We start from the raw sequence: 12562 nt of genomic DNA on the forward strand, positions 1-12562 counted from the left end.
AATTCTGGTGGTTCCGTCGCATCGGCATGCTCGCGCGATCAGTTCGATTCGACGCTGTCGAACAGGGAGTCCAGCAGGCTGTCCTCGTCGTCATCGTCGGCGACCGCGGCCTCGTCGCCGCCGGCCTCGGGGTTGAGCTGCTGGGCCAGATAGCCGGCGAAGCTGTCGATCGTCGGGTGGTTGAACAGCATCGTCGCCGACAATTCCAGCCCCACCAGCCGCTCGATCTCGCGGCGGATCGACATCGCCATCACCGAGTTCAGGCCCATCTCGGCGAACGGCCGATCCGTGAGCACATCGCTCTCCGGCAGGCGCAGCTCGGTGGCGAGGATGCCGCGCAACCCGTCGCGCAGCTCGTCGAGCAGCTCGTCGCGATCCAGCGCCGCCCAGTTCCGCGTCGGCGCCGAGGGCCGGTGGGCGTCACCGGTGACCGCGGCCGCGTCGTGCGCCGAGCTCATCGGGGCCATCACGACCTGGTCGATGTCGAACCGGGTGACGTGGTCCCACGCCGCGAACGCCTCGCCCGCTGCGACGGGACGTGAGCCGACCCGCTCCAGCTCGGACACCACGACCTGGGCCTCGTTGCCGAACCCGAGGCCGCGCCAGGCGACCCAGTCCAGGCTGACCGTGTTGTCGCCCTGGGCGTGCCGGGCGCGGGCCAGCGCGTCGAGGTAGGCGTTGCCCGCGGCGTAGGCGCCCTGACCCGGGATGCCGAACACCGCACCCGCGGACGCGGCCAGGTACAGGAAGTCGAGCGCCTGCGGCGGGAACAGGTCGGCGAGCACCGCAGCGCCGGCGACCTTCGGCCACACGGTGCGGTGCACGCGCTCGGGCTCCAGCTCGGTGAGCAGCTGCGCCTCGGTCATGCCGGCGGCGTGGATGACGCCGCGGATCGGCGGAGCGCCGTCGGCGTCGCGGCGATCCAGCACTGCGGCCACCGCGTCGCGATCGGCGATGTCGACGGCGACGGTGTCGACGGTGACGCCGCGCAGCTCCAACGCCTGGATCGCGTCGATCTTGTGCCGCAGCTCCGGCTCCGACACCTGCGCCCACTCGCGTCGCGGCGGCAGCGCGGTGCGGCCGGCCAGCACGATGCGGCGCGCGCCGTGATCGGCGAGCCAGCCGGCCATCAGCAGACCCAGCGCACCCATGCCGCCGGTGATCAGGTAGGCGGCATCGGGCCGGCAGTGCAGCGGCTCGCGGACGGGCGCGTCGGTGATCTCAGCCAGCGTCGGGGTCAGCAGGCTGCCGTCGCGCCACACGGCCACCGATTTGACCGGACTCGACAGCAACCCCTTCAGCGTCGGAGCCAGCGTTTCGGCATCCGTGTCCGCCTCGGGCACGTCGATCAGGCCGCCCCACAGCTGTGGCTGCTCGGCGCCGATGACGCCGGCCAGCCCCCACAGCGGGCTCTGTTGCAGCGCCGACTCGGTGGCCGACTCGAAGACACCCTGCGTGATCACCCACAGCGTGGCGGGGCGACGCGGGTCCCGATCGGCGAGCGTGGCGACGAGGCCGGCCACCTCGGTGGTGAGCCGGACCGCGATCTCCTGGGCCGAGGGTCCGTCGGAGTCGGCGACGTAGACGACCGAACGGGCCTGCGCCACCTCGGTGTCGGTGCCGACCGCCGCGCGCAGTGACTCGGCCAGCGCGCCGGCGCCGACGACCGCGACGGGTCCTGCGTCGGTGCCCGCGGCATCCGCGGTCCAGGGTTGCCAGTCCAGCCGGTGGGCGATCCGGCGCGGCTCGGCGGCGCTCGGAGCCGCCTCGTCGACGTCGACGGCGGTGTAGCGGACGCCGCGCAGGTCGGCGACGACCGTGCCGTCAGCGGATTCGACGGACAGGTCGAGGACGAGGTCATCGCCGTCTCGGCCGCGGTGGCGGCTGACGACGGTGCCGCGCCCCGTCGCCGGTTGCCCGACGACGAACAGCTCGATCGCGGCCGGCACCATCAGACCGGGTGTGGATGCATCGATCAGGCGACCCAGGTTGACGGCGGCGTCCAGCGCAGCGGCCAGCGGCGCTGCCGGCGCGTCGGCGAACGTCACCTCCGTGCGCGCTTCGCCGCCCGTCTGCGCATGCCCGTCGACAGTCCAGGGGTAGGCCAGGCCGTCGATCCCCCAGGCCTGATGCAGTTCGGCCAGTGCGCTCGGGTCATAGCCCGCCACGTTCGAGTCGGCGGGCTCGGCGGGGCCGACGGGCTCCCGGCTGATCCGCGCGCTGACGTGCCGGACCCACTGACGGTCCTGGCTGTCGTCACCGGTGGTCGACGAGATCGTCAGCACGTCCGCGTCGGCGTAGACCTGCACCACCCGCGGTGTGTCGAGGGCGATCGGGAACTCGAACCGGACGTCGGCGAGCGCGGCGGCACCCACCCGGTCGGCGGCCAGCGCCAGCGTCTGCAGCAGCACTGCCAGCGGCACGATCTCCACGCCGGCGAACCGGTGGGGGTGCGTATACGGCCGGGCCTGCGCCGTGAGCCGGGCCTGCCACAGATGTCCGGGCTGCGGGCCTGCGACCGCGGTGTGGCCGCCCAGCACGGTGCCCGGCTGCGGGGCGGTGGCGCCCGTGGACGTCGGCTTGCGGATCGCCCAGTGCCGGGTGCGGTGCCACGGCGTGGTCGGCAGTGCGACCCGTGGGCCGCCCGGATGCGCGGGATGTTCGGTCTCGGGGGGATGTGTGGTGTGGGTGGCGTTGAGCGTGGTGTGGAACGACACCGTGTCGTCGCCGTCGCGGACCAGCGTGCCCAGCGCGTGGTGGTGACCTGTGGTGAGCGTGTCGGCGATCGCGTAGGTCAGGATCGGGTTCGCGCTGATCTCGACGAACGTGCCGATCTCCTGCGCGGCGGCCATCACGGCCCGGCTGAACTGCACCGGCCGACGGACGTTGGCGACCCAGTAGGCGGCGTCGAGCACCGGATCCTGCTCGTCGCGCACGGTGGACAGGAACGGGATCGAGGGGGTGCGCGGGGTGATGGCGGCGAAGGCCTCGCGCAGATCCGGCAGCACCGGGTCCATCAGCGCGGTGTGCGAGGCGACCTCCATGTTGACCCGGCGCGCGAAGCGGTCCTGCGCGCTGACGGCGGCGATGACCGCGTCGACCTCGTCGGGTAGACCCGCGACGACGGTCTGCCGTGGCGACACCAACCCGGCGATCTCGACGCTCGAATAGTCGGCGACCAGCGCCTCGGCGGCGTCGGGATCGAGTTCGACGAGTGCAACGGCGCCCTGGCCGGCCAGCCGCGACATGATCGAGGAGCGGGCCGCGATCACGGTCAACCCGTCGGCCAGGCTCAGCGCGCCGGCGACGACGGCGGCGGTCACCTCGCCCATCGAATGCCCGATCACCGCGTCGGGGTGCACCCCGTAGGAGCGCCACAGCTCGGTCAACGCCAGCTGCAGGCCCATGAGCACCGGCTGGACTTCGGCGTCGCCGCTGACCGGGCGGCCCTCGGCGAGGATCTCCTGAAGTGAGAAGCCGACTTTGTCGACGAACACCGGCTCGATCTCGGCCACCGCGGCCGCGAACGCGGGCTCATCGGCCAGCAACTGCCGACCCATCCCGGCCCACTGCGACCCCTGCCCCGAGTACACGAACACCGTGCCCGGCTTGCAGGCACCGATGTGCGGGCCGACGACGCCGGGCGCGGACTGGCCGGCCGCCAGCGCCTGCAGGCCGGCAATCGCGTCGGCACGGTTGCGCGCGGCCACCGTGGCGAACTTCGTGTGGTGGGAGCGGTGGTGGTTCAGCGCGTGGGCGATCTCGGCAAGCGACGTCTCCGCCCCGGCACCGGCCATCCACTCCGCCAGCATCCCCGCCTGCGCGGCGACGCGCTGCGGCGTGCGGCCCGTCACGACGAGCGTGGTCACGGCCGGCTCGGGGGTGGGGGCGGGTGCGCCCGATCGGGGTGCCTCTTCGATGACGACGTGGGCGTTCGTGCCGCCGAAGCCGAACGACGAGATCCCGGCCCGGCGCGGTCGACCGTTGCGCTTCCACTCGGTGTGCTCGGCGACCACCCGGAGGCGCAGGTTGTCGAACGGGATGTGCGGGTTGGGATTCTGGTAGCCGAGGTTGGCCGGAATCGTGTCGTGCTGCAACGCCAGCACGGCCTTGGCGAACCCGGCGATCCCGGCTGCGGCCTCCAGGTGCCCGAGGTTGGACTTCACCGCGCCCAGCAGCAGCGGAGCATCGGCGGCGCGGCCGCGCCCCAGCACCGTGCCCAGCGCGCGGGCCTCGATCGGATCACCCAGCAGCGTGCCGGTGCCGTGCGCCTCTACGTAGTCCACCTCGCGGGGCTCGACGCCCGCGGCGGCGTAGGCCGACCGCAGCACGGCCATCTGGGCGGCCGGGTTCGGCGCCATCAGCCCGTTGGACCGACCGTCCTGGTTGACCGCAGAACCGCGGATCACCGCCAACACGCGGTCGCCGTCACGCTGGGCGTCGGAGAGCCGCTTGAGCACCGCCACGCCACAGCCCTCGCCGCGGACGAACCCGTCGGCGGCCGCGTCGAACGCGTGGCACTGCCCGGTCTTCGACATCGCCTCGAGCTGGTCGAAGCTGCGCGTCACCGCCGGCGACAACACCATGTTCACCCCGGCCGCCAACGCGACGTCCGAATCGCCGGCGCGCAGACTCTGGCACGCCAGGTGGATCGTCACCAGCGACGACGAACAGGCGGTGTCGATGGTCATCGACGGACCGCGCAGATCGAAGTAGTAAGACACCCGGTTCGCGATGATCGACAGCGCGCCGCCGGTGCCCGACCACGAGTCCACATCGCCTAGATCCGTGGTCGACAGGTAGCCGTACTCCCCCAGGCACGCCGCCGCGAACACGCCGGTCTGGGTGTGGCGCAGGCTGTGGGCCGGGATACCGGCGTGCTCGAGTGCCTCGTGGGTGACTTCCAGCAGCAGCCGCTGCTGGGGGTCCATCTTGTCGGCCTCGCTCGGCGAGATCTCGAAGAACTCCGCGTCGAAGGCGTCCACGTCGCGCAGGAACGAGCCCCACCGGGTCGTACCGGCGAGCGCGGCGGCCGCCTCGGGCGAGTCGATCCGGAACGACTCCCATCGGTCGGCGGGGACCTCGCGCACCGCGGACCTGCCCTCGGAGAGGAACTCCCAGAACTGCTCGGGCCCCTCGATGTTGCCGTCCATGTCAGCGCCACCGGGCAGTCGCAGCCCCAGCCCGACCACGGCGATCGCGTCGTCGTAGTCGGCCCGGCCGCTCTCCCGCGCCGCGTTGACCGCGCCGGCGGCACCCTCGAGAGGATCCACCTCGCCGCCGGTCAAGAACTTCGCCAGCGCGTTGATGGTCGGGTACTGCCAGAACTCGACCGGTGACACCGTGCGACCCAGCAGCTCGGACAGCTCGCCGGTCAACACCACGGCGTCACTGGACCCGACGGCGAGGTCGTTCAGCGGAGCATCGAGATCGATTTCGTCAGGGCTGCATCCGATGTTGGTGACCAGGTAGTCGACCAACCAGTGCCGGAGTGCATCCTCGTCGAAAGCAGAGGTCATGTAGTGACGTCCAACCGGCTGAACTCGTCTGAGCGGTAGCGGTCCACGCAGGCCGAGCGCCGGATCTTGCCGCTGGTGGTGATCGGGATGGAACCCGGAGCGACGAGGACCAGGTCGGAGACCCGCACGCTGTGGGTCTTCTTGATCGCCGAGGCGACCTCACGCTTGACGGCCTTGAGCTTGTCCAGCGCCTCGGCCTCGGAGGTGCCCTTCTTTTTCAGCTCCACCACGGCGACGAGCTGCTCGCTGGTGTCGTCGAGTACCGAGATCGCGGCCACGCGGCCGCCGGTGATCTCCTGGATGGTGGCCTCGATGTCGTCCGGGTAGTGGTTGCGACCGTCGACGATCAGCATGTCCTTGATGCGCCCGATGATGAACATCTCGCCCTCGCTCATGACGCCGAGGTCACCGGTGCGCAGCCACGGACCGACGGGCGTGCCCTCCGACGGGTTCACCAGCTGCCCGTTGAACGTGCGCTCGGTCTTGACCGGATCCCGCCAGTAGCCCATCGCGACCTGCTCACCGTGGATCCAGATCTCGCCGACCTTGCCGTCCGGGTTCTCGACGCACGTCTCCGGGTCCACGATGCGCATCGTCGACGACCGCGGTGCGCCGTAGGTGACCAGCTCGGTGCCGGATTCGGTGCCGCAGCGCTCGGCGTGACCGGCGGCCAGCTTCTCGTAGTCGAAGCGCACGGTCGACGGGGTGTGGCCCATCGGTGCGGAGATGACGTACAGGGTCGCCTCGGCCAGCCCGTAGGACGGCAGCACCGTCGTCGCGGGCATGCCGAACTTGGTGAACCGCTCGTTGAAGCGGCGAATGGTCGCCGAATGGATGCGCTCGCTACCGCTGATGATGCCCAGCACACCGCCCAGGTCCATGCCCTCGAGGTCGGCGTCGGTGGTGCGACGCACCGACAGCTCGAACGCGAAGTTCGGGGCGGCGGACCAGGCGCAGCTGTTCAGCGCCAGCTGCTGGATCCAGCGGGCCGGCTTCTGCAGGAACGCGACCGGGCTCATCACGATCGCGGGGCGGCCGTGCAGCGCGCCGCCCGCGTCCTCGTCGGGGGTCAGCAGCGACGCGAAGACGCCCTGGATCAGCCCCATGTCGTGGTAGAAGGGCAGCCACGACACCATCGTGATGTCGCGCGGCGGTACGCCGTTGCGGTGCTCCATGTAGTCGTCGAACACCTGCTTGACGTTCGCGATCACGTTCTGGTGGGTCATGATCACGCCGGCGGGAGCGCGCGTGGAGCCCGAGGTGTACTGCAGGTAGGCGGTCTTGGGCAGCGGCCCGACGTTGACCTCGGGGGTCACCGGGGAATCGAGGTCCAGTGCGTCGACCTCGACGACGGCCGGCGGATTGCCGCCGGGCAGGTTGCCGACGTAGGTCAGGATCTCGCCGACCACCGCCGAGGTGGTCAGCACCGCGGTCGGCTGGCAGTCCCGCAACGCACCGTTGACGCGTTCGTCGAGCTGGCCCATCGCCGGCACGGGCAGCGGTACCGCGATCATGCCCGCGGCCATCGCGCCGTAGAACGCGACGATGTACTCGAGGCCCTGCGGCGCGAGAATGGCGGCCCGGTCCCCCTTGCTGCCGTGCCGCAGCAGTTCCGCCGCGACCACCTGGACGCGGTGGTGAACCTGCGACCAGGTCAGGGTTTCGGCGTAACCGTTGGGGTCCACGTCGAAGTCGAGGAAGGTGTACGCCGCATCATCGGGCTGCTGCCGAGCGCGCTCGGCGAGGAGGCCAGGAATGGTCGACTCAAGCAAAGGCATGGCGACGTCCTTTCATCTCAAAGATCCTGCGTCCCGGCCCCGTTGCCGTGTGGCATACCGGACACCGGCCCATGGCCGCGCATCCCCCGCTTGGCCGAAGGCTAACACCGAGCTGTCACAAATGTCGTGTAATCCGACCAAGGATTAGACCACGAAGTGCTTGCCAGAGGGAAGTCGCGCAATCGGCCCCGATTTCGCCGGAAACGCGCTGTATCGACGGCCGATTTTATTCCCGACGCAACTCTCGCAATGTTGCCAGCTCGGCAAACGTCCACCTCACTAACGGGCGGACGGTTGCTCAGAAGCGGGCAGGTCCGATATGCGAAGCACCGGCCGCGGCAGCGCAACGCCGTGCTCCGCTTGCGTTGACGCGCGCGTAAAGGGTTTGCGGAATCTGCACGCGCGCGTCGAGTTAGCTTCTGACTCACCGGTAAGTTGCGGCTCTGACCAGCCCCGGAAAGGCAAAACGGACATGCCCTGCCCGTCGAGCCGATGTGCTCCGCGACTCGCCCCGGTCGTCGGGAACAGCGCCCCGAACGAGCCCCGGTGTGGCCAAGACCACAGGGCCCCTCAAGCCCGTCCCGCGGTCCTCGCCAGGATCTTCGCCTCGATGTCGGGCACCACGTCGCCCAATCGTTCATTGAGGTAGAAGTGATGGCCCGGCAACTCCCGCGCCGTGAATTCCGAGCGGGTCCGCTCGGCCCACGGCGCCACCTTCGCCGCGGTGGCGATCTCGTCGTCGTCGCCGAAGTAGGCGTGGATCGGGCCGGACAGCCGCACCTCGGGCGGGCAGCTGTACGACGCGATCGCCTTCAGCCCGCGCAGCGTGGGCAGGATCGCCGCCGCGAACTCCGGGTTCTTCATGAACTCGGGATTGGCCCCGGTCATCGTGCTCACCGCACCGAGTAGCCCCTCGTCGTCGTCGGGGATGTCCTCGTATCCGACATGGCCCGGCGCGGCCACCGCGGACACGAACAGTCCGCTGATCGGCCGGCCCGCCTCCTCGAACCGGCGCGCCACCTCGAACGCCAGCAGCCCGCCCATGCTGTGCCCGAAGAAGAACACCGGACCGCCGTGGTCTTTCTCCGGGGACACCATCGTCACCACCTCGTCGGCAAGTGCCGGCAGGCTGGTGAACGATGCGAAATCCTGCTTGCCGCGCTGTCCCGGGTACTGCACCGCGGTCCGCTTGACGTCGATCGTGAACGTCTTCGCGAACGGCACGTAGTACTGCGCGGAACCGCCCGCGTGCGGAAAGATGAACAACCTGGGCTGTGTCACCGGGACACCCTAACGACTCCGAGACGCCTCTACGCGAAGGCCTCCACGGGCGGGCACGAGCACACCAGATTCCGGTCGCCGTACGCGCCGTCGATGCGCCGCACCGGCGGCCACACCTTCGGCCGGAAGCCATGGCCGAGCGGGTAGGCCGCCTGCTCCCGGGTGTACGGATGCGCCCAGTCGTCGACCAGCAGGCTCTGCGCGGTGTGCGGGGCGCCGCGAAGCGGGTTGTCCTCGGCGGGCCACTCCCCCGAACCGACCTTGTCGATCTCGGCGCGGATCGCGATCATCGCCTCGCAGAACGCGTCGACCTCGGCCAGCGACTCACTCTCGGTCGGCTCCACCATCAGCGTCCCGGCCACCGGGAAGCTCATCGTGGGCGCGTGGAAGCCGTAGTCGGCCAACCGCTTGGCCACGTCGTCCACCGTCACGCCGGTCGCCTTGGTGATGCCGCGCAGGTCGAGGATGCACTCGTGGGCCACCATGCCGTTCTCGCCGGTGTAGAGCACCGGGTAGTACTCGTCGAGCCGACGGGCGATGTAGTTGGCCGAGGCGATCGCGACCAGCGTCGCCGACCGCAGGCCGGCCGCGCCCATCATCCGGATGTAGGCCCACGTGATCGGCAGGATCGACGCCGACCCGTAGGGCGCCGCGGACACGGTGTAGTCCTGACCCAGCTCCTCGGCGAGCGGATGGCCGGGCAGGTACGGCGCCAGATGCGCGCGCACCGCGACCGGGCCGACGCCGGGGCCACCGCCGCCGTGCGGGATGCAGAACGTCTTGTGCAGGTTCAGATGGCTGACGTCGCCGCCGAACTTGCCCGGCCGGGCCAGCCCGACGAGCGCGTTGAGGTTCGCGCCGTCGACGTAGACCTGACCGCCGGCGTCGTGCACCGCGGCGCAGATGTCGGCGACGTCGTGCTCGTAGACGCCGTGCGTCGACGGATAGGTGATCATCAGCGCCGACAGCCGTTCGGCGTGCTGGGCGATCTTGGCCCGGAGATCGTCGAGGTCCACGTCGCCGTTCTCGCGGCACGCGACCACGACCACCTTCATGCCGGCCAGCGCCGCCGACGCCGCGTTGGTGCCGTGCGCGCTCGACGGGATCAGGCACACGTTGCGTTCCGCCTGCCCGTTGGCGATGTGGAAGGCCTGGATGGCCAGCAGACCGGCGTACTCGCCCTGCGATCCGGCGTTGGGCTGCAACGAGATCTCGTCGTACCCGGTGATGCCGGTCAGCCAGGCCTGCAGGTCGGCGATCAGGCGGCGCAGTCCCGGGGTGTCCCCGGCAGGCGCGAACGGGTGCTGCCGCCCGAACTCCGGCCAGGTGATCGGCTCCATCTCGGCGGCTGCGTTCAGCTTCATCGTGCACGAGCCCAGCGGGATCATGCTGCGGTCCAGCGCGATGTCCTTGTCGGCCAGCGAGCGCAGGTAGCGCATCATCGCGGTTTCGGTGCGGTAGGACGTGAACGCCGGATGGGTGAGGAAGTCCGAGGTGCGGGTGGCGATCTCGGCGCCCGACCGGGCGGCGGGCACCGCGGTGGCGCCGCCGGTGAAGGCGGCGAGCACGTCGGCCATGTGCGCCTCGGTGGTCGCCTCGTCGCACGCGGCCGACACGTGGTCGTCGTCGACGCACCACAGGTTGATGCCGCGGCGCTTGGCGGCGTCGACGATCTCGCGGGCCTGGCCGGGCACCCGGGCCAGGACGGTGTCGAAGAACGCGGGGTGCACGACCTCGACGCCGGCCTCGGTCAGGCCGCCGGCCAGCGCGCGGGCGCGGTCGTGCACGCGGGCCGCGATGGCGCGCAGCCCGTCGGCGCCGTGATAGCTGGCGTACATCGCGGCCATCACCGCGAGCAGCACCTGCGCGGTGCAGATGTTGCTGGTCGCCTTGTCGCGGCGGATGTGCTGCTCACGCGTCTGCAGTGCCAGCCGGTAGGCCGGCGCTCCGTCCGCGTCCACCGACACCCCAACGAGGCGGCCGGGCAGCTGCCGCGCATGCTGCGCGTGCACCGCCAGGTATCCGGCGTGCGGGCCGCCGAAGCCCATCGGCACACCGAAGCGCTGTGTGGTGCCGAACGCGACGTCGGCGCCGATCTCTCCGGGCGGGGCGATCAGCGTCAGCGCCAGCAGGTCGGCCCCGATCGCCACGAGCGCGCCGCGGTCATGGGCCTCGGTGACCAGCGTGCTCCAGTCGTGCACGGCGCCGCTCGCGCCGGGCAGCTGCGCGATGACGCCGAAGAAGTCACCCTCGGGCAGGCCCTGACGCAGGTCGGCGGTGACGATCTCGATGCCCAGCGGCTGCGCGCGCGTCGACAGCACGGCGGCTGTCTGAGCGAAGACGTCGACGTCGACGGCGAGGCGGCGGGACGAGCCGCGGACCGCGCGCTGCATCAGCGTCATGGCCTCGGCGGCGGCGGTGGCCTCGTCCAGCATCGAGGCGTTGGCGACTTCGAGGCCGGTCAGGTCGGTCACCATGGTCTGGAAGTTCAGCAGCGCCTCGAGGCGGCCCTGGCTGATCTCCGGCTGGTACGGGGTGTATGCGGTGTACCAGGCCGGGTTCTCGAGGATGTTGCGCAGCAGCACCGGCGGGGTCAGCGTGTCGTAGTAGCCCTGTCCGATCATGGACACCGCAACTGTGTTGGAGTCGGCCAGCGCGCGCAGTTCGGCCAGCGCCTCGGCTTCGGTGGCCGCCGGGGGCAGGTGGTCCAGGCCGGGTGCCAGCCCGTCGGTCGGCGAGTCGAGGATGCCGGCGGGCAGCGCCTTGGCGGCCAGCTCGTCGAGGGAGGCGACGCCGATGGTCTCCAGCAGGGTGGCGACGGCGTCGGCGTCGGGGCCGATGTGGCGGTCGACGAAGGTGAGTTCGCGGGGGGCGGACTGATCGGTGGTGTTCGACACGGGATCTCCCGACGTTCGGGGCGCGAGGCGCGCAGGCGTACCGGCGCCTCCCCCTCTGTCGTCCGCCCGGCCCGGGCTGCCTGAGAGATTCGGCGCCCGGCTCGCGGGGATCCCCGAGCCGGCATGCCTTTCCCCATGGGCGGGTGCGTCGCACCGCTTTCCAGAGGCATCGGGGCCTGACGCGGTCCGGGGGCCTGAGAGGTTGACGGAGAGGTGTTGCTCCTTCGGCGCCCGTGGCTGGCGGCCACGGAACTCTCCCGCGTGAGGGCGATGCGCCGCCGAGTCTACCGGCCCGTCTGCACGGGTGCGGTGTCAGCCGATCTTGCGGTCGCGATGTTTGCGTCGCGAGGCCAGCTCGTCCTCGGGTGCGGAGATCGATTCGCCACCGTCGGCGCGCTCTCCCGGGAAGTCGGCGATCGCGCCGGTCAGCTCGCGCATCGCGCCGGAGACCGCAATCCCGAACACACCCTGGCCGCCCTGCAGCAGATCCACCACTTCCTCGGCCGAGGTGCACTCGTAGACCGTGGTGCCGTCGGAGAACAGGGTGATGTTGGCCAGATCGGACACTCCGCGCTGACGCAGATGGTCGACGGCGACGCGGATGTTGTGCAGGGAGATGCCGGTGTCGAGCAATCGCTTGACGATCTTGAGGACGAGGATGTCCTTGAACGAGTACAGGCGCTGGCTGCCCGAGCCCGCGGCGCCGCGGATCGAGGGGACCACCAGGGAGGTGCGTGCCCAGTAGTCGAGCTGGCGGTAGGTGATCCCCGCGATCTGGCAGGCGCTGGGCCCGCGATAGCCGACGAGTTCATCCGGCACCGAGTCATCGGGGAACAGGCCCGCCTGGACCGGCTCAGCGGCGACCCGCGGCAGGGTGTCCGCGGGCGCGCCGGTGTTCAGGTCCAATTCTTCCTGGCGTGGCGTGTCTCCCACGTGTCGAATCCTCTCGCCGATCGAAACTCGCGTCGTCTCGTGGGCGCACGTTATCCCAGCCCGAACTCGGTTCGAGCATACGCTTGGACGCCTGCTGTGACTGCCCGTCGGAACCAAGTATCGCCGCCGAATCCGGTGAGGTCGGATACGCGCT

The 12562-nt window shown here is 70.6% G+C and carries 5 protein-coding genes and 1 riboswitch; all 5 genes read right to left on the reverse strand.

Annotated features, from left to right (window positions below):
• Positions 1-38 precede the first annotated feature (38 nt).
• The 5 genes from MHN84_RS22050 to MHN84_RS22070 all read right to left on the reverse strand — a co-directional run bounded on the left by MHN84_RS22050 (position 39) and on the right by MHN84_RS22070 (position 12408).
• A complete protein-coding gene (locus tag MHN84_RS22050; protein ID WP_241206650.1) occupies positions 39-5519 on the reverse strand; it encodes a type I polyketide synthase in 5481 nt (1826 codons plus the stop codon).
• Positions 5516-7297: an AMP-binding protein gene (locus tag MHN84_RS22055; protein ID WP_241206651.1), complete on the reverse strand. Its 1782-nt coding sequence runs from the start codon at positions 7295-7297 to the stop codon at positions 5516-5518. Before MHN84_RS22055 ends, MHN84_RS22050 begins: the two co-directional genes overlap by 4 nt.
• A 570-nt stretch (positions 7298-7867) precedes the next feature.
• Entirely contained in the window at positions 7868-8578 is a 711-nt protein-coding gene (locus MHN84_RS22060; RefSeq protein WP_241206652.1) for a thioesterase II family protein, read from the reverse strand.
• A gap of 29 nt (positions 8579-8607) precedes the next feature.
• Positions 8608-11475 carry an aminomethyl-transferring glycine dehydrogenase gene (gene gcvP / locus MHN84_RS22065; RefSeq protein ID WP_241206653.1) on the reverse strand — a complete coding sequence of 956 codons (2868 nt, stop codon included), beginning with the start codon at positions 11473-11475 and terminating at the stop codon, positions 8608-8610.
• 176 nt (positions 11476-11651) lie between these two features.
• Positions 11652-11745, reverse strand: a riboswitch (glycine riboswitch).
• Positions 11746-11787: 42 nt separating this feature from the next.
• Positions 11788-12408 carry a MerR family transcriptional regulator gene (locus MHN84_RS22070; RefSeq protein ID WP_221362162.1) on the reverse strand — a complete coding sequence of 207 codons (621 nt, stop codon included), beginning with the start codon at positions 12406-12408 and terminating at the stop codon, positions 11788-11790.
• Positions 12409-12562: the final 154 nt, after the last annotated feature.

This window comes from Mycobacterium sp. PSTR-4-N (assembly GCF_022348085.1).
Lineage (GTDB): Bacteria > Actinomycetota > Actinomycetes > Mycobacteriales > Mycobacteriaceae > Mycobacterium.